Source organism: Streptomyces sp. NPDC052496 (genome assembly GCF_040679095.1).
Classification (GTDB): Bacteria; Actinomycetota; Actinomycetes; order Streptomycetales; family Streptomycetaceae; genus Streptomyces.
The window spans coordinates 23643-42866 of the sequence record NZ_JBFAUH010000016.1; the positions used below are offsets into that span (position 1 = coordinate 23643).

The 19224-nt window shown below is 66.7% G+C and carries 11 protein-coding genes and 1 pseudogene; 4 read left to right on the top strand and 8 right to left on the bottom strand.

The window, feature by feature from the left end:
• Positions 1–362: 362 nt before the first annotated feature.
• The 6 genes and pseudogenes from AB0L45_RS21790 to AB0L45_RS21815 all read right to left on the bottom strand — a co-directional run bounded on the left by AB0L45_RS21790 (position 363) and on the right by AB0L45_RS21815 (position 10455).
• Complete coding sequence (locus tag AB0L45_RS21790; protein WP_365842283.1) at positions 363–3026, bottom strand: RNaseH domain-containing protein; 2664 nt, start codon at positions 3024–3026, stop codon at positions 363–365.
• Positions 3020–6367: a hypothetical protein gene (locus AB0L45_RS21795; protein WP_365842285.1), complete on the bottom strand. Its 3348-nt coding sequence runs from the start codon at positions 6365–6367 to the stop codon at positions 3020–3022. The genes AB0L45_RS21790 and AB0L45_RS21795 overlap by 7 nt, the downstream gene beginning before the upstream one ends.
• Positions 6364–7527, bottom strand: coding sequence for a hypothetical protein (locus tag AB0L45_RS21800; protein ID WP_365842287.1), 1164 nt, complete (start codon positions 7525–7527; stop codon positions 6364–6366). Before AB0L45_RS21800 ends, AB0L45_RS21795 begins: the two co-directional genes overlap by 4 nt.
• A 453-nt stretch (positions 7528–7980) precedes the next feature.
• Positions 7981–9243: a hypothetical protein gene (locus tag AB0L45_RS21805; RefSeq protein ID WP_365842289.1), complete on the bottom strand. Its 1263-nt coding sequence runs from the start codon at positions 9241–9243 to the stop codon at positions 7981–7983.
• Positions 9244–9416: 173 nt separating this feature from the next.
• Positions 9417–10117, bottom strand: a pseudogene (locus AB0L45_RS21810) (cation transporter).
• A 2-nt stretch (positions 10118–10119) separates the two neighbouring features.
• Positions 10120–10455, bottom strand: coding sequence for a metalloregulator ArsR/SmtB family transcription factor (locus AB0L45_RS21815; protein WP_365842291.1), 336 nt, complete (start codon positions 10453–10455; stop codon positions 10120–10122).
• Between the two features lie 513 nt (positions 10456–10968).
• On the opposite strand from AB0L45_RS21815, the gene AB0L45_RS21820 reads away from it, so the two are divergent.
• Positions 10969–14298, top strand: coding sequence for a hypothetical protein (locus tag AB0L45_RS21820; RefSeq protein ID WP_365842293.1), 3330 nt, complete (start codon positions 10969–10971; stop codon positions 14296–14298).
• A 42-nt stretch (positions 14299–14340) separates the two neighbouring features.
• Here the strand turns inward: AB0L45_RS21820 and AB0L45_RS21825 are convergent, their stop codons facing one another.
• Together AB0L45_RS21825 and AB0L45_RS21830 are read right to left on the bottom strand one after the other, a co-directional pair.
• Positions 14341–15603, bottom strand: a complete 1263-nt coding sequence (locus tag AB0L45_RS21825; protein WP_365842295.1) for an MFS transporter — start codon at positions 15601–15603, stop codon at positions 14341–14343.
• 353 nt (positions 15604–15956) lie between these two features.
• A complete protein-coding gene (locus tag AB0L45_RS21830) occupies positions 15957–16157 on the bottom strand; it encodes a hypothetical protein (protein WP_365842297.1) in 201 nt (66 codons plus the stop codon).
• Positions 16158–16279: 122 nt separating this feature from the next.
• On the opposite strand from AB0L45_RS21830, the gene AB0L45_RS21835 reads away from it, so the two are divergent.
• The 3 genes from AB0L45_RS21835 to AB0L45_RS21845 are packed head-to-tail and all read left to right on the top strand — an operon-like array spanning position 16280 to position 19187.
• A complete protein-coding gene (locus AB0L45_RS21835; protein WP_365842299.1) occupies positions 16280–17074 on the top strand; it encodes a (Fe-S)-binding protein in 795 nt (264 codons plus the stop codon).
• The gene (locus tag AB0L45_RS21840; protein WP_365842301.1) at positions 17071–18546 is read left to right on the top strand and encodes a lactate utilization protein B; all 1476 of its coding nucleotides are present in this window, start codon (positions 17071–17073) and stop codon (positions 18544–18546) included. The genes AB0L45_RS21835 and AB0L45_RS21840 overlap by 4 nt, the downstream gene beginning before the upstream one ends.
• On the top strand, positions 18543–19187 hold the full coding sequence (locus AB0L45_RS21845) for an LUD domain-containing protein (protein ID WP_365842303.1): 645 nt from the start codon (positions 18543–18545) through the stop codon (positions 19185–19187). Before AB0L45_RS21840 ends, AB0L45_RS21845 begins: the two co-directional genes overlap by 4 nt.
• Positions 19188–19224: the final 37 nt, after the last annotated feature.

Genomic DNA, 19224 nt, shown 5'->3' on the forward strand with positions numbered 1-19224 from the left:
CCCGTCCGCAGCCGGGGTGGTCACTCCAGCCGTTGCTGCATAGCCCAGGCTTTCACCTCGGAAAGCTTGAACTGAACCTTGGCGTTGCGACCCCGACCGAACTTGTAGGGCGCCATCCCCAACTTCGGCGCTTCTCGGTACACCCATGTCACCAACATGTTCAGGTACTCCGCAGTTTCTTTAACCTCATGAACTCAGTGGCCACTACTAGTCACCCGACTATCGCTACTGCGCCCGCCATCTACGGGCCGCAGACACGTTTTCACCCTGAGTGCGATTTGGCGTGGCCGGATACATGCGATATCACGAGCCGAGTCCATCTGATCGGAAGCAGCCCACCGACATTGCGGTGCGCTCAGCAATCAGGGAACTTCCTCGCCGAGCTGGTCGGCCTCGGCTTCGAAGCTGGCGCCACGGTATTCGGGATGGTTTCGATCAACCGCTCCAGCAACGTGGAGTGGTACAGGATGGCGGGTGCGGGCGTCCCAGGCAAGTGACTGATGGCACAGTGCTGCGGCCAGTGCGGCGAGATCCTTCGCCTTGTGCTGGCCGGGCTTCGGCACGGTGATCTGAGTAGCGGTGAAGCTGTGCCAGTCCTTGCGCAGCAGTGTCTCTTTGAGATGGCTCGGGATCGTGAACCGGGTGCAGGTACTGCCATTAATGCTGGACTGGCCGAAGCCGTCGTAGCTGCGCGACTTCTGGGCGAAGTACCAGCTGGTCACCCCTGTGGCTGTGGTCCGTTCGTGCAGCCAGTCGTCGGGGGCTTGTGGCCGAGCCGGGTCGCGCCGACCTCGGGCGTCGGCGCGGTCGACGGGGGCGGGTACTTCGCCGTACGACGTGTTAATGCTGACCACGGCAACCGAGCGTCCGTTGTCATCGAGCCCCTCGCTGGGAAGCGTGCCTTCACCAAATTGGGCATGTTGCAACCCTGGCCAGATGGTCCGGCATGCCTCTGTATCTACGAAGATGATGAGGGGTGTCTGGCCCGGGAGAATCCGCAGCGCCGCATTAATGTGTTCACGGACAAGGGCAGCGCCTTCTTTGTGGCGAGCGTGCTGATCGACACCGATCGGTCCGGCGCCGAAGGAAGCCTCTCCTTGCGGAAGCGGTAGCCAGGCATGATCGCGGCGGCTGTACATCTCCAGTCGCCAGGGCTGGCGCGGATCCGGATCGGTGTGCAGGGCCGTGAGGACCTCCACCATCTGGGTCTTGTCGGCAGCGCCGAACCTCTGGCTGACCCGCTGCTGGCGCAGGTGTAGGCCGACAAGAATCGCAGGGTGATCGAGCGCGACACCCTCGGCGAGACGTCCGTCCACCGCGCCCAGGCGAAACGTCAGGTCCCGCAACCCGTTGATCGCCGGATAGTCCAGCCGGGGCCGTCGCTGCTTCGGCTTCTTGACCTCCTCACCCTCCTCGGGCGCGGGGGCGTCGTCAGCTTCGGGTGGCTGAAGCTCGGCACCGGCCTCAAGGTCCTTAGGCAGGCAGTCTTCGCCTTCGGGCTTGGGCGGTTTCGGGCGCGGACGCTGAGCGATGAACTGGGAGACCACGCCTCGCAGGTGAAAGTTCCGGCGGAGATCACGCTTCGGATCATAGATGTCGGACTGTTGGCTCTTGCGAGCGGTACGCTTCTTCGGATTCCAGAGTGTTTCGACCCATACGCCGGTGAGCGCAGTCTTCGCAAGGGGGGCGAGGAAGCCGAGTTCGCGGTCCCAATCGACTGGTACCGGGGAGACCAGAGCAGGCATGCGCCGAAATTGGACCCAGAGCTTGTCCGTGAGCTGGTGATCGCAGGTGTCGACCCATTCCTTGGCTTGTTCGAGTTCCTCAAGGTACGGGCTTAGAGCAGCGATCATGCGTTCGCGTGTGTACTCCGCGTCGTACAAGGCGAGGATTCGCACGCGGTCCTGACCGGTGCCGCTCAGCGCGTGATCGAGATCTTTCCGTAGGACTGGCCCCTTCGTGTGGCGGACTACCTCCACGTCCGTTCGTTTATATGTGACCTGCTCAGCCTTCAGCTTGGTTGTGGCCTCCTTGACGTGGTTGGCCAGATGGAGGTTGAAGCGAGTGCCCGTGCCCTTTCCCAGCGGATGCTCGGTGGGGCCGGGAACCAAGGCGCGCACCGGTCCACTCACCTTGGCCAGGGTCTCGTTGGTGCCGAGTTCGATCGCCTCAAGGTTGCAGGCCGCGACGACCTGGGCCGCGAAGTTGCGAGCGTAGGGTTCCCAACCTTCCTCGGTGCGGCGGTGGCCGACAGGAAGGCGAAGCACGGTGTTCTTTCCGCGTTGAACGAACGCGGTGCGAGTGCCGGCCCAGTGGGTGGCCAGCCTGCTGAACGTCGGTAGCACGTGAATGCCGACCCGAGGCTCGCCGGGGAGCGTGATGACCCGGAAGTCGAGTTTGTGCATCGCGTAGCCGACCCGTGCCGGCCTCTCGGTCTTGCCTTCCAGTACATGGCTCCACGCGAGCAGACTGCCTCTGGTGTCCATGAGCCAGTGGAGACGCTGACCCGCGTCTGCCACGCCGCCGGGCAGGTGGAGCGGGGCGCGCGCGAGCGTTGCGGCGAAGTTCCATGCGGCGACTCGGTAGAACCACTGCGGCGCGCGCGGTCGGCCGGTGCCCGCGTCGCGGATGAAGGTGTCGAGTTTGGGCTTGACCATCTCGCCCTGCGCCAGGAGCGGGGCGAGGGCGTTTTCGTCGACGCCGCCGCGGATGAGCTGCTCCCAGCTGCGGATGGCCCGTGTGAGCAGACGTGGAGCGATGGGCTTGGTGGTGGCCAGGACAGCGCGAACGGCGAGGTCGTCATCGGGCGGCACGATGGTGTCCGGCATGATCACGACGGGTTGGTTGGTCACAGCGGAGAGTGCTGTGGCGAGTCCTGCGTAGGCGGGCCGAATCGGCTTGGAGGTGTCGTTGTCTCGGTAGCGGGGCAGCTCACTCCATGCCTGAGCGAAGTCCTCGCTCAGCTTGTAGAGCACGACGGAGCCAAGACGCTTGGGGTCGAGGAGGTAGGCCAAGGAAGTCAGCATGCGGTATCCAGGGAATCAGCAGTGACTGAGTGGTTGTCGGCGAACTTGAAGAAGGCTCGTAGGGCCTCGCCGTTCGTGGTGAGCAGCGTGTCGAGTTCACCGGAGCGACCCCAGTCACCACGGAGCTGCCGGATGAGATTGGGTAGGTCGGAGTTGCCCTTCGGGTCCAGAAAGGCGTAGTCGACGAGCCGGATCCGGCCGGGTGTGCCACCACGGCGGGCGCGTCCGACCAGCTGGATGATGGAGGCGATGAGCTCGGCCGCGATGGCTTTTTTGGCCCGGCGGGGCAGCGCGCTGAAATAGCGCTCGCTGCTGAGCAGTTCGTCGAAGTACTGGCCAGAGACCTGTTTGGATCGTGCAAGTGCGCGCCAGGGCTGGTCGTCGAGGTATTGATCGTCGAGGGCTCTGGCTCCCACGTGAGCGAGCAGCTCGTCGGGGTCGTCGACGATCGACATCGGGCGTACCGCGAGCCAGATGGAGCCGATCCGGGAGCGGCGCTCGCCGGGGGTAAGGATGTTGAGGCTGCGCTCAGCTCGCTTGAGTGGGGCGATGAGAATGCGGGCGTGCGCGAGTGCGCCGAAGTCTTCCAACTGGTCGCCAGCGATCTCGATCCAAGGCCGGTCCTCGGCTGTCGGCTCAGGCATCATCTCGGTGTTCGTGTCAGGTCGTACTGCTACCGCGATCAGGCCCGGCGGTGCGCCGGCGGCGCGCATCCCTTCGGCCAGGTCTCGGCAGCTCTGATAGGAGGTCGTGGCGAGCAGGATCGCGTCCTGAATACCAGGGAGGTCGTCTGCGGCGAGCCCTTCGAGTTCCCGGGAGAGCTCGCTCCACAGTTTCATGCCGAGCTCTCTCGTGGCCTCACGTCTCTTCTTACCGGTCAGCCCCGAGATCCGGATCATTTCGCCGGTCAGGTCGGGAATGGCGCGGGCGTCGATCACAACCGATGAGCCTTCGTCCGGCACGATGAACTGGGGCCGGGTGTGGATGTGGTGCCGGTGTGCGCCTGGCGTATAGGCGGTCGCCGACAAGCCGAGGACGACTCTCGGGTGCCCCGAGTGAGCGAGCGCGGTGGTCTGCCCCAGCGAGGTGATGTAGCGGTGCGGGTCACCGCCGAACGCGGCAGCACTGAGCTTGGTCTCGTGTGGGGACTTAGGGTTGTGGTCCTCGGTGAAGGCGAACACCAGTCGCCCGAGCGGTCCGTGCGGGATGGCCCTCCAATTTTCGTAACCGCCCAGGGCCTGGGCAATCTCCTCTGCCGCCGGGACGCCAGCGAGCGCCAACTGTGGGGCATCGTGGACGAAGCTGTACAGCATGTCCCTCAGGGGAACGAGGAACATTCTGCGTACCAGCCGGTCGATCACAGCGGCTCGGGTCTTCGGCGCGGGGATCCAGGAGGCCAGCATCTCGAACAGCTCCCCGCGGGCGTTTTCCAAAATCCCGGCAGCGTCAGCGGCGGTGGTGATCGAGCGCACTGTTTGCGCGAATTCGCGGACATGCGCGGGCAGGAGGTGGGTGGCGATCTTGTTGTCGTACACGGATTCCAGCAGCACGGCGGCGCCTGCGGGTTGCTGTGGTTCGGGGGTGGTGGACACTTGGGCGACGTCGTCGGCAAGGAACGCGGCGAGGTGTCTGCCCAGCCACCCGTCCCAGCGTTGGGGAACGATCCACCGACGGCCGCCTCGGTGTTTGCGTGGTTTGTGGTGCGGGTCGTCCGGGAGTTGCTCGCTCAGGGTGAGGTCTCCTCGTGCCAGGTGCATGGTGTAGGTCTCGGCCAGGCGCCTGCACTCCGACACGTTGGAGCGTGCCCGCTCTTCCAGAGCTGCGGGCAGCCGGTTGAAGGCGCTGACGAGCTGGGTGTCCGTCTCCAGGAGTGGGCGATCGTGCCCACGATCGCCCCATGCCAGTGTCAGCCCCCGCCCGGAGCGGTCCATCACTGTCGATTGGAAGGCGTCGAGCTCATCGATCAGGATGACCTGGGCGCGTGTCATGAGGAACTTCTCCACGCTGTTCTTTTCGTCCACCACCCCGTCGTCGGTCTCCAGGGGGATGTGCATGCGTCCCTCGTAGAGGTTGGTGTGCGTGGTGACGATGATCTGCGCGGAACTTGCCTGTCGGGCCAGGCGGAACTTGCCACAACCCTGGCGGAAGGGGCAGATCCTCGGGGCCGGCATACTCCGGTAGGGTTCGCCTCGCTCTGGACGTACGGGGGTCAGCTTCGTGCAGGGCTCTCCGCCGGGCACCCATGTGTCAACTGCCTCGTCCACCGAGGCGCATGCAGGCAGTTGACAGGAATAGCCGATCCGGGCGAAGACCCAGTCGACGTACTCCGGGTCTTGGGCACCCTTGACCGCTCGATCCAGTTCTCGCATCAGGCTGTTCGGCGACATTAGCGGGACTACCACCGTTGATGCCTCGGCCCCCAGCCGTTTTCGCACACCCCACTCCTCCAGATCCTGTTCGATCGCATGGGCGAGCTTCAGGGCATTGGCATTGGTATCGACGACCAAGGCCACTGTGTGACCCTCTTGTACAGCCCAGGTCGCGTAGCTCCGCAGCAGCACGCTCTTACCCGAGCCCGTGGGGGCGCTCAGCACGCTTGTCGGCCCCGCCTGCAGTCTTAGGATGCGCTTGACTGCCTCCCCCCGTGCAGTTCGCATATTCTCGAAGAACGGGGTGAGGGTCTCAGCCCGGAATGCCTTACCTGTCACCTCATCGAGTTCTGTGTTGAGTTGCAGGAAAGGCTCAATTTTGAGCGCGGCCTCCGCGAGTCCCGGAGCGATGGGCAGCCGTACCGGTGACGGTTGTGGCGGCGCCTGGTGCTCTTCGAAGGTGTAGTAGGCGAGCACGGGTGCGCTCTGTCGGCCTGCCATGGGCACCCGCAGTGTGTGGGTGTACTCACCGGGCTTCGCGATCGGGCTGGTGATCAGCTGAGCCGCCCGGATATCATCCATCTCTTTCAGCAGCTGGTCAGCGCAGGCACGGGGCTCAAGACCGTGATGCGCGACCACATGTTCACCGCTCTCATGCAACCGGAAACCGGGCACGTTCCTCTCGAAAAAGCTGCTGCCGGCGTACTCGCGAAATGCGGTGTCGTTCGCGAGGGGGTTCGCCCTATGGGCCAGCAGTCGACTGAGGCGACGTTGATCGTCCAGGGGCAGCGAGGCGAAGGCCGACCAGGTGTCGTACTTGCCGGTGAGCAAAAAGTGGGCGGCCGTCAGCGTGGTGCCCGCCCTGCCCTCTGGGAAGTACGCCTGTGCGCAGGCACAGGCGCAGGCGACGAGGCGTGAAAGGAGTCGGAACTGCCCCCTTCCGAGACCGTTGCGTTCGCGTACGTCGATCATCGGGCGCTCCTCGCCTCAGCAAGCTTCTTCTTCACGATCCGGTTCACGTCCTCGACCATCAGCACCGTGTAGTCGGGCAGGAGATCTTGCAGTTCCGCGCGCTGCGCCGTGCCGCGGTGGTCCGGGAGGACGATGGTCTTCGCTGCAAGCGGTTTTCTGACAACCTCATCTGCCAGGGCGGAGGCACTGGCAACGTCCTTGAGGTCGATTGCCAGTGCCCAGCCCGGCTCGTCGATGGCGAACTTGATGTCGTAGGCGTCCTGGCGAGGCCATAGCTCAACGCTCAGGGGCGGCTTGCCGTTCCAGCGCTTGTACAGCCTGAGTTCCTCGATGCCGGGAACGACGATGTAGCGCCATACCGGGAACTCGACACACACCGTCTGACGAGGGCCCTCGGCACACACGTTCTTGGCGGCGGGCTGTCTGCGCACCGTGTCATCACGCGGACGGAGCTTGGGAGGCTGGCCTCTGACCAGGTTACGGAAGGAGTAGGCGGCGTTGTGGGCCCGGTAGCTGCAGCGCACCGCTGTCCCGTTGACCCGCATGGGCCAGCGGCACTCCGGGCACGGCCACCAGTACCGCCCTTGATAGGCACGGTCCGGCGGGAGGGGAACGTAGCGGACCGGAGGCAGAATCCCCGCATCACTGCACTGGTCCGCGATAGTCTCCCGTTCGCCGGCTGGATGCTCGATCGGGAACCGTCGGCGGACCACGTAATCCACGTTGCTCGCGCCGACTTTAAGTCCCAGGAACGCTTCGTTCTGGATGATCTCGTGTTGCAGCCACGTCCACGTGGGCATCCAGCCACGACCACGATCGCCTTTCTCGAGCAGCTCGACGATCGCCGAGCATCCGTCGAAGTAGACGTCGTCGCTGATCTCGCCCCACTCCAGGACCGTGACTCGACCAAGCGGGTCGTCCTCAAAGACTTCCGGAGCGATTCGCCGCAGTGGGTGCCGTGAAAGCTGGTCGACGAGTTCGGCCGGTGTCAAGGCCTCACGGCCAGTACCGAGGATGGAGTTGACCACCCCGGTCATACTCATGACTTCGCGCCAGGCCCTGGCTTCTTGGCGTCGGACCATCCACGCGTATCCGAGGCGGATCGTAGCGCTGACCAGCATGGTCCGGCGTCGGCTCATAACGGCATCAAGCACCGTCACTCCTCCATCTCACTTTACTGAGTGTTCTTGACAGAGAGCTCTGTGTGACGGAAGTGATGATGTCGGAGTCCTGAAGACTCGATCGCAAGCACCTGAGTCGGCGCGTCAGATATCCGGGACTGACCCACCCATTCTGATCAGGCCATTTGCGTCTAGCCGGGGCCTAGAAAGCGAATCAGGGTTTCACTCGCTCGGGTGGCTTCCTTCCCATGCGGTCCACCCTCGCCTCGTCGAAGGGGCGCAGTGCGGTTGCCCCAGAGCATCGTTCCCCCTGGAACGGCCGGCTGTCGCGGGCCTGCTCGGTGTCAGCAGGTCAGTCGGCTGGAGACTACCGGGGTCGGTCGGTCCCGGCCTTGCGTTGGCTGCCCGCCGATCACCTGCTTGCGTTCGATCAAGCAACGTCCAGCTGCGGTGGGCCAACGACTCGACGAGGACTGGTAAGAGCGCGCACCGTCACCGCCCGTTGAGCACGGCGCGGCAGACCGCACAGAACATCGCCGCGTTCCGCCCGTACCGTCGCATCAGCTGGCCGCACTCGGCACACGGCCCCAACTCCCATGGCGGGCAGCCCAGGGCGGCAGAGGCTGCGGCCCGCTCCACGAAAGTGATCAGCGTCGACGTCCGAGAATGCTGCACCGGCATCCGAGGAAGCGTGACACCACCCGTCGGCTGACCCATATCCCGGATGGGCCGGGCGTCGCTGCCGAACTGTCCCTCCTCACCGGCGCGGCACATCCGGTCGATCTCCTGCTCGGCGAAGGTGATCTCGTCGTCTTCCTCCTGCACCGGCGCGAGAGGAAGGGGCACCTTCTCGCCGACCAATGCCTGCCAGCGCTCGCAGTCAGCCGCCGGCACCCACATATGGCGGCCGGCCCGGCCGTTGCCACGGTTGGGCACGTAGACCGGGACGCTTTCGCCCGTGGCGCTCGACACCACGAGGTCTTCGAGGTGCACCGGCTTCTTCTCCGGCTGACAGAGCGCGGGCAGGAACCACTCGGCATGGACATTTCCGCAGTGACCGGCGCCCTCGTTGACCGGACAGTGGCGGTCACAGCTGGTCACGCACTTCCAGACCTGGAGGTAGCGATAGCCGCCTCGGATCACCATCTCCTTGCCCCCGGCGATGTCCCTCCACGGCATGTCGTCCACACGGGCCCATGGTGCCCGATCGATGAGGGAAGCCGTACGGTCCTTCGCCACCCAGAGCGGCGTGATCTGGTGCTGCACGGCGTTAACGGACCGGCGGTGCACACTGCTGGGGCTGAGGTGGTGGTACTGGATCTCCCAGCCGATCCGTCTTCCCCCGGGGCCGGTGACGAGAGCGTCGGAGATGGTCCGACGGTTCGCGGTCGACGCTTCGGCCACGGCACCGAGGCCGGACCTCGACGCCGTCTCGACGATCCTTTCCTTCGTGGCCTTGTGCTGCGCGCTCTCCGCCGGCGTCGCTCTGTGCGTGATCGGAAGGTGCGAAGCGACCAGTGGTCGGCGGCCGCCGACTCGTCCTCGCCGCACGAACATCCACGGGGGCTTACCGCCCGACTCCGACAGGCACTCGCGCCCTTCATGATGCGCGAGACACTCAAGCAACTGCGGGTCACGCTCGGCGACGCTCGCGGTGATCTCCCGGAGCAGATCCGGGCGGTCCGGGTGACCAAGGTCAGGCAGGGACAGATTGATCTCTATGCCGTATCCGGTGTGCCACACCCCATTCGCCATTTCTCTACCATAGGAACCACCACTGACATTCAACAGAGCGCCGAAGCGAGGCTGCAGCACACCGGCCTCGGTTTGCGCGAATCGCGACGCCGGCAGAAGCTCGCTTGACCATGGGAGTTTTCTGCGGGATACGAGCCCGCGTTAACGGGCGATGAGGGCGAATCCGTCGGTGGTCAGTTACAGCAGGTACAGCCGGGCCGGCAGCCGCAGGCAGCGGCTGCGGGGCCGGAGGAGACGCTAGGCAAATGGCCACAGCAGGCGTCTCCGCGCCAGGCGTCGCGGCCTTCCTTGACGGCGACAGCGGCGATCACCAGCGCAGCGATCGGGTCGGCCCAGGCCCAGTCAGCAGATTGACCAGCAGCCCAGCCAGCAGGACCGCGGAGAGGTAGGTGCGCAGCAGGGTCTGCTTGGAGTCAGCGACGGCGGTCGCGGAGCCCAGTTCGCGACCGGCTCGCCGCTGGGCGGCGGACAGGAACGGCATGATCGCCAGCGACAGGGCGGACAGCACGATGCCGGGGACGGATGGGTCGGCCGCGTCGGCGCCGGCCAGCGTCCTCACGGAGTCGACGGTGACGTAAGTGCCGAGCGCGAGGAAGGAGACCGCGATGATCCGCGGGGTGGTCTTCTCACGGGCTTCACGTACGGCGTGGTCGCCGGCGGAGAACTGCCAGGCTACGGCAGCAGCCGAGGAGACCTCGATGACGGAGTCCAGGCCGAAGCCGATCAGGGCGGTGGATGAGGCGTGTGAGCCGGCAATGAGGGCAACGAGTGCCTCGATGACGTTGTAGGCGATCGTCACGGCGACCAACAGCCGTATTCGTCTCGCCAGAACATCGCACCGGGCCGGGGACGGGCCGAGGGATAGTGAGGCCATGGTCAGCAGCAGCCCTTCGTCTCCGCGTCGGCACATGTGCGGTCGGACTCAACGGCGATGACCGCGGCCCGCAGGTCGTCCAGCGCATGACCGAGGCGGACGTCGGCGAGCTCATAACGAGTGCGGCGCCCGTGAGGGGCCCCGACAACCAGGCCGCAGTCGCGCAGGCAGGCCAGGTGATTCGACAACCTCGTGCGGGAGGTCCCGATCCTCTCGGCCAAATCGGACGGATAGGCCGGGGCGTTCCGCAACGCCAGGAGCAACTGGCAACGGATGGGGTCAGCGAGCGCGCGACCGAAGCGTGCAAGCGCCTCGGCCTCTGGAGCGATGGTCAACACCCTACAGGGGTGCACGCTTCCCTGAATCCACGAAATGCTGAACTGTTCTTCCGGCCCACGACAAGAGGCGGGTGGGCACCCCAGAGCGGCGCCGGCGCGCCCACCGCGACAGCACCCGTGCTGGTGCCTGAAGACTTTCCCCAAGGCCCCGCCGAGGACTCCTTTCGGCGTGGTCCGTGACCTCGATCGCCATGGGGCCGGTACTGAGGCTGAACGGCCCGGGAGGGAGTGATGCTGGACTTCGATGATCACTCCAGCTGACGAAGCGCCTACGCGCTGACGGCTGGCAGGCCCATGCCCGTTGCGGCAACCAAGGGCCGTCACGTGATCACGATCCCTAGAACAGATCTTCCGCGACCTGGGTATCACCTCAGGCAAACGCACATCTCCAGGGCGAGTGCAGTAGGTTGAGCAGTCTGGCGACGTACATCGCGGAACGTCTCCGGAGCCTACGGAAAGCACTGGCGGGAGGCCGCGGAGGGGTCTCCCGCGGATCTGGCACGGGGGGGCACAGTGTCGAACGCGAACAATGTCGGTGACGGTGATGCTGCCCTTAAGCCAGACGGCTTGGAACAGGACCCGGCAGTGCCGGCGCCGTCACCCTTGACGGATACGGCGCCGTTGCTGCTTCGTACGCACGAACTTTCCTGGGAAACTCTTGAGCATCTGATAGTCGCGTTGGCGGTCCAGGCCGACCATGCTCTTGAGGCCCGGCCCTTCGGGCGTAGCGGCCAAGCCCAGGACGGCGTCGACGTCGTGGCCTTTTTCGCCTCCCAGCCCGCCGCGGTGTATCAGGCCAAGAGGTATGAGAAGTTCACTGCTGCTGATCTCCGTAGGGCTGTGGCTGTGTATGCCGATGGAAGCCGGCCGTTTGGTGCTCAGCGTCTCGTAGTCGTCACCACTGCTGATGTCCGCGACACCAAGGTCGACCTGGAACTGACACGGCTACGCGAGCAGCATCAGGACTTTGTCATCGAGCTGTGGGGCCGACAGCAGTTGTCCGACATGCTGTTTGAGTTGCCGGACCTCGTGCGGCGGTTCTTCGGCGCGGAAACGATGCGAGTGTTCTGTCGCCCCTTGCCCGGCCAAGAACCGGAGGCCGACAGCAGCAGTGCGCCCGCGGGCCAGGTACTGGAGGATTACCTGGCCCACCTTGGTGCGTACTTGACCGGGGATTTGCACGAACTGGTTGCGCTGACGCTGCAGAATCAGGACGGGCCAGAGAGGTTGTCGTCGACCGAATTCTCGATCTGGCTACGGCCTGGGCGTCATGTCCAGGTGGCCGGTGGCTCAGGAACGGGCAAGAGCCACACCCTGGCCCACACTGCTCTAGGGCTGGCTCAGGTTGGTTGGCTGCCGATCCTGCTGCGAGCCGGCGTGTACCAGGGCAGACTGGAGGACAGCCTGGACGAAAGCGTGGCCCCATTCACTTCGCACACGGTGGACTCTCTTGTAGAGGCTGCCCGTTCGAGTCGGCTCCCCGTGGCTCTGCTGGTGGACGCGATCAACGAATGTCCCAGCCGGTTCCAGGATCGGCTGATGCAGCAGGTCAGTGCGTGGTGTCGCCGCACCGAGGCGACAGTGGTGTCCACCAGCCACGAGTTCGTCCACGTGCCTGCGGTGATCCGCGGTGTACGGCTGAGAACGGTCGATCCGGACCCAGAGCAACGCGCTGCGCTATTGCAGACCTACGGAGTACGTCCCGAGGCGGCTGAGGGCGTCGAAGACGAGTGCAAGGCGTTCAGCACCGCCTTCGAGCTTTCTTTGGCAGCGCAGTTGTCACAGCTTCTGCCGCCCGGCGCTGGCCGGGCCGCCCTCTTGGACGCCTACATAAGCGAGCAACTACAGGAGGCGTTGCAGCCTACGGCCCTGCGGCAGGTGCTGCACCGCTGGGCAATGCTGATGGACGAACGACTCACGGGACGGTTACCACTGGCAGAAGCCCAGCGCAGCGCTGCTCAAGTATTGGTTGGGCTCGGTGCGGCCGGGGGCGTGGTGGACGAGGCATTGAGGTCGCCTGTGGTACGCGTCCGACATCAGCGGGTCGAGTTCCGGCATGAGTGGTACGCCCAGCTGCTCTCTGCCGAGGCTCTAATGTGGTCACGCGCGAGCGTGGCAGAGCTGTCCGGTGAGCTTCGGCGGCCGCATCACCGTGAGCTGGCAGCCTGGGCCATCGCGCTGCACAATGACCCGGATGTGGTGTGCGGTCTGCTGCCGGGGCTGGCCGACGCCGGGGTGCTCACCGAGGCGCTGCTCGGGCGATTGGGGCCAATAGCCGACCAAGTGGTGCTGGCAGAGGCCCGACGCTGCCTGGAAGAGGCAGTCGAAGCGATGGCCGTGAGCACGGTCACGTGGGCCTCCGACATCAGATACGCCATCGAGCCGAGTCGCCGCTGGAGCGAATACGAGCATGCGATGTTCGAGGCCATCGGAACGACCGCCCGCGACGGGCGCCTGCTGGAGCCACTAAGCCGACTCATGCAGGAGACCGACCATGCCTTCCGGCGCGGCACGGAAGAGGGCTTCCCACCCTCTCACCTGGCGGGACTGATCGCCGCGTCCTTGAGCGGACCGATCGTCCCTGCCAGCGGCACATCACTTCCCGCAGCGGTGATCACACACGCGGCCCGGCTGGCTTGGCCGAAGGGTGGATACAATCGCCACGAGCCTGTAGCAGCTACCAGCCTCCGGACATGGATTGCGTCGTTGAGGGCTGACGACGTCGCGCTGACCACGCTGCTGTGCATTCTGTTGCGCTGGACTGACGACGCCCGGACAGCTGCCCTCGCGCCGGCATTGTTCAGCCGGGCGTGGGCCACTGGCGCCCATCATCTGCAATTCGCAGCCCTCGACCTGCTCCGAGGCATCCGCAACATTGCGGACGAGGAGACGGAGAGCCAAATTATCGAGCGGCTGAAGGGCGTGCATACGAGGGACGCGTGGGTTTCCACGACGCTTGTCGAGGTCCTACACAGCTACGGTCAGCTCACCTCACCCTACGCGGTCGACGACATCGCCGAGGAGATCACCCATCTCCTCGCCCATCCCCAGCGTCCCGAAGCCCATACCTCGGCCAGAAGGATCGTGAACAGTCAGTTCGAGGAGGTGATCTCCGCGCCCTTCATCGAAGCGATCGACGCACTTGAGCCCGCCTCGCGCCACGCCCTGCTGACCCTCGCGGTGCAGGAGGGCGACGCCACCCTCTTCACGGACGTCGTCCTCAAAGAGCTCGTGCGCGCGAAAGCCCCGTCCGCACTGCCGGCCCTGCAGTACTGGGCCTCGCGCCTAGATGATGGACCCTTCATCCAGGATGCCGTCAGCTGCTACCTGCTCGGCATCGAAGGCTGTGCGGCTCACTTGTCCTCCCCTCCCCCGCTCCTGAACAATCACCAAGGGGCAGACGCCGACGCATGGCGTTGTTACGGAAGGATCCTGTTCTGGCTTCACCGCCCCGGCCTCACTACAGATGAGCAGTACACAACCTGCCTACAGATGTGGGAGCAGCTCACCACTACTCTCCTGGACGCTGCCGTAGATCCTCTCCAGCAGTTCCAGTACGCTGCCATGTTTGCCCGAGATTTCCGCGCGAGCGCGCTCGGACGCATCATCGATGCCTTCCCCTCCCAAGCCCGCACCGTTCTTCACCATGGGTTGCACGCCCCGGATCGCCTCACCTCACTCCTCCCGCACCCCAAAAATTCCGACCGCACCACCACTGTCTTGCGCCTGCTCGCCCGTGTAGGGGACCACTCGTCCCTCCCCTTGCTCGCTCGTTATCGCGATCACTCCACTTTCGGAGGCACAGCAGTCAACACTATCCGCCACATCAACAACCGGAGATAATCCGGCACGCCAGGGGAGGCTTGGTCCCGGTGCCCCGCGCCCTCACCGCTCCAGCGGCCGGTGGGCGGTCTCCGGCAGTCGGAAGTAGACGGCGGAGGAGACCAGACACAGCACGGCCACGTACACGGGGAAGAGGCCGGCTTGTCCCAGGTCCTTGAACAGGGTGCCGATGTAGGGGGCCGTGCCGCCGAAGAGGGCGACGGTCAGGGAGTAGGGGAAGCCGATGCCCGCGGCGCGCACCCGGGCCGGGAAGGTCTCCGCGTTCACGGCCGCCGAGATGGCCGTGAAGCCGCTCAGCAGGATCATGCCCGCGCACTGCACGAGCAGCAGCGTGGCGAAGAAGTCGTCGAGCGCGCGCAGCAGCGGCACGCTCAGCAGCGCGAAGCCGAGCCCGAACATCAGCAGCAGCGGCTTGCGACCGAAGCGGTCGGACGCGAGGCCCGCGAGGGGCTGGAGCACGGCGAAGAAGGTGAGCGAGAGGGTGCCGGCCAGCAGTGCGTCCGACTTCGCCACCCCGGCGTTGAGTTCGGCGTACGTGGGCAGGTACGAGGTCCACGTGTAGTACGCGAGCGTGCCGCCCGCGGTGATCCCGCAGATCAGCAGCGACTCGCGCGGATGGCGGCGCAGCGCCTCGAAGAGGCCGGGGCGGGGTGCCTTCGCCTGCTCTTCGCTGCGCGTCTCTTGCGCGCCGCGCCGGATCCAGAAGCCCACGAGACTCAGGACCGCGCCCAGCACGAACGGCACCCGCCAGCCCCAGCTGTCCATGGTCGCGGGCGTGAGATTCCCGACGAGCAGCGCCGCAATGCCGGACGCGACGAGCTGTCCGATGGTCGTCGAGACGTACTGGAAGCTGGAGAAGAGTCCGCGCCGGCCGGGCCCGGCCGACTCCACGAGGAACGTGGTCGACGCGGCGAACTCACCGCCTACCGACAGCCCTTGCAGCAGCCGAGCGAGGACGAGGATAACGGGCGCGAGGACGCCGGCGGCGGCGTACGTCGGCGTCAGTCCGACCAGCAGGCTGCTGCCGCCCATCAGCAAAATGGTCACCGTCAACGCCGCACGCCGCCCACGCCGGTCGGCGACCGCACCCATCAGCAGCCCGCCGACGGGCCGCATGAAGAACCCCACCGCGAAGACCGCGAACGTCGACAGCAGCGGCACCAGCGAGTTCGACGCGCTCTTGGGGAAGATCTGCGCGGCGATGTACGTGGCAAGAAAGGTATATGCATACCAATCATACCATTCGACCGCATTGCCGACCGAGGCGGCGAACAACTGCCGCACAGGACGCGCCGGAGGGGTCATAGCACCCGCACGGGACGCCTCATCAGTAGCAGCAACTGACCCATTCTCGGACGCGGGCCCTTTTCTGGAAGCTGTCATGATCCGAATCTCCCCGTCTATGGGCACGGCGATTACGCCACGCCAACCTCTCCAGAAGTCGTAGCGCTACGCGCCACGGATGAACCTTCACCGGCGACCGCCTCATCGAGACCGCCTGGCATCAAGAGCGAGAACCTGCGCCCTCGCAACGACTCACCTCAGACACTCACAGCGCACCTGACTACCCGTCAGGTAAGTCAGCAAGCAGTCAGCATCGATCCGGCCAGACGCGGCGACACCCAGCCACACCTGCACATGAGTGAGTGCTCATACAACTACGCCGACCTGCGTTGATGCAGGTCCGGGGCGCTCAAGTAGGCTGCCTGCGCGTCCGTGCAGGGGAACCAGTCGTACCACTCCACGGCGTTGCCGACCGACGCCGCGGCCAGCTGCCGCAGCTGCGACACCTCCCGCGGCGCGCGGTCCGGCGCCGCCCCGTCCTCCGTGATGCCCTCGGCCTGCTCCGCACGTGTCATGGTCCTCCGCTCCGGGTCCTTCTCCTCCGCCCGCCGCTGGGGCAGGATGAGCCGACAGGTGATCATGTACCGGTGAGGCGGCCCGCGGCCAGGGGTCACGGCAGCCGAAAGGAGAAGGAAACGTGCGTGTAGCACTGTTCGTCACCTGCATCAACGACACGCTCTACCCGGACACCGGCCGGGCAGTGATCACGCTGCTGGAACGCCTCGGGGTCGAGGTGGGATTCCCGGAGCAGCAGAGCTGCTGCGGCCAGCCGCAGTTCAACACCGGTTACCGGCATCTGACGGAGCCGCTGGTGCGCCGCTTCGACCGTGCCTTCGCCGCTTACGACTACGTGGTCACCCCCTCCGGGTCGTGCGCGGCGATGGTGCGCGACAACTTCCCGCGGATCGCGGCGCGGGCCGCGCACGAGGGGCGCGGCGACCGGGAGCTGGCGCGGGCCGCTGCCGGCGCCGTGCCGAAGACGTACGAGCTGACCGAGTTCCTGGTGGACGTGCTGAAGGTGACGGACGTGGGCGCGTACTACCCGCACACCGTCACCTACCACCCCACCTGTCACGGCCTGCGGATGCTGGGCCTGGGCGACCGGCCGCGCCGGCTGCTGGAGCACGTACGGGGGCTGGAGCTGCGGGAGCTGCCGGGCGCCGAGGAGTGCTGCGGCTTCGGCGGCACCTTCGCGGTGAAGAACCCGGCGGTGTCGGCCGCGATGGGCGCCGACAAGGCGCGGGCGGTCCGGGAGACGGGCGCGGAGGCGGTCTGCACGGTCGACAACTCCTGCCTGATGCACATCGGCGGCACGCTCAAACGGCAGGGTGCGGCGGCCCGGCCGGTGCACATCGCGGAGATCCTGGCCGCCACGGAGGCCGACGCCCGGCACCCCGCCCACACCCCCGCCAAGGAAGGGAGCCCGCGGTGAGCGGCACGTATCTCGGCATGCCCGCGTTCCCCACGGCCGCCGCGGCCTCCACCCAGGACGCCCGGCTGCGCGGCAACCTGCGCCACGCCACCCACACCATCCGCGACAAGCGGGCCAGGGCGGTGGCGGAGCTGGACGACTGGGCGCGGCTGCGGGCCGCGGGCGCCGCCGTCAAGGACCGTACGCTGCGCCACCTGGACCATTACCTGGAGCAGCTGGAGGAGTCGGTGACGGCCGCCGGCGGGCAGGTGCACTGGGCGGCGGACGCCGCCGAGGCCAACGCCATCGTCGCCCGGCTGGTGCGGGAGACCGGCGAGCGCGAGGTCGTCAAGGTCAAGTCGATGGCGACGCAGGAGACCGGGCTGAACGCGGCGCTGGCCGAAGCGGGCATCAGCGCGTACGAGACGGACCTGGCGGAGCTGATCGTGCAGCTCGGCGACGACCTGCCGTCGCACATCCTGGTGCCCGCGATCCACCGCAACCGGGGCGAGATCCGGGACATCTTCCGCGAGCGGATGGGCCGCTGGGGCCGTCCGGCGCCGGACGGCCTCTCGGACGCGCCGGCCGAGCTGGCGGAGGCGGCGCGGCTGCACCTGCGCGAGAAGTTCCTGAACGCGAAGGTCGGCGTCTCGGGCGCGAACTTCATGGTGGCCGACACCGGGACGCTGGTGGTCGTGGAGTCCGAGGGCAACGGCCGGATGTGCCTGACGCTGCCGGAGACGCTGATCTCCGTCGTCGGCATCGAGAAGGTGGTGCCGACCTGGCAGGACCTGGAGATCTTCCTCCAGCTGCTGCCCCGCTCCTCGACGGCCGAGCGGATGAATCCGTACACCTCGATGTGGACCGGGACGACCGACGGGGACGGCCCGCGCGTCTTCCACCTGGTACTCCTCGACAACGGGCGCACCGACACCCTCGCCGACACGGTCGGCCGCCAGGCCCTGCGCTGCATCCGCTGCTCGGCCTGTCTGAACGTGTGCCCGGTGTACGAGCGGGCCGGCGGGCACGCGTACGGCTCGGCCTACCCCGGCCCGATCGGCGCGATCCTCACCCCGCAGCTGCGCGGTACGGCGAGTGAGCTGGACGCCTCGCTGCCGTACGCGTCGTCGCTGTGCGGCGCCTGCTACGAGGTGTGCCCGGTCGCCATCGACATCCCCGAGGTGCTGGTGCACCTGCGGGAACGGGTGGTGCAGGGCGGCCGGGTGACGCGGCGCGGAGTGAAGACCGTACTCAAACCGGCCAAGGGGCACGCGGCGGAGCGGGCGGCGATGCGGGCCACGGGTTTCGCCTTCGACCATCCGGGGGCGCTGCGTGCGGGCCAGCGGCTGGCGGCCCGTACCCGACGGCTGCATCCGCGCCGGCTGCCGGGCCCGGGGCGCGCCTGGACGGACACCCGGGACCTGCCGCCGGTGCCGGCCGAGTCCTTCCGGGACTGGTGGCGGCGTACGCGGGGAGAGGAGCGGGCGAAGTGAGCAGCCGGGATGTGGTGCTGGCGCGGGTGCGCCGGGCGCTGGCGGACGTGCCGCGCGGTGAGGGGTACGAGGATCCGCCGGTACCGCGCGACTACCTGCGCGTCCACGGTGAGCGTACGGCCGAGGAGCGGGTGGCGCTGCTGGCGGAGCATCTCGCGGAGTACCGGGCGGTGGTCCATCATGGCCGCTCGGACGACGTGGACATGCTGATCATGCGTCTGCTGGCCTCCCACGGCTCGCAGACGGTGTTGGTGCCGCCGGGGCTGGACCCGCGGTGGATGGCAGCGGCGGACCCCACCCGCATCCCCGACCAGGCGGCGAGCACCGCGCAGCAGCTGGACGCGGTGGACAGTGTCGTCACCGGTTGCGCGGTGGCGATCGCCGAGACCGGGACGATCGTGCTGGACGGCTCGCCCGGCCAGGGGCGCCGCCGGATCTCGCTCATTCCCGACCATCACATCTGCGTCGTGCGCGTTCCGGACCAGGTCGTCGACTCGGTGCCGCAGGCGCTCGAACGGCTGGACCCGACCCGGCCGTTGACATGGATCTCCGGCCCGTCGGCGACCAGTGACATCGAGCTGGACCGGGTGGAGGGGGTGCACGGGCCGCGGAAGCTGGAGGTGGTGCTGCTCTCGGACTGAGAGCCTGAGGCGCACGGCCGGGGCGGGGCGGCGGGAA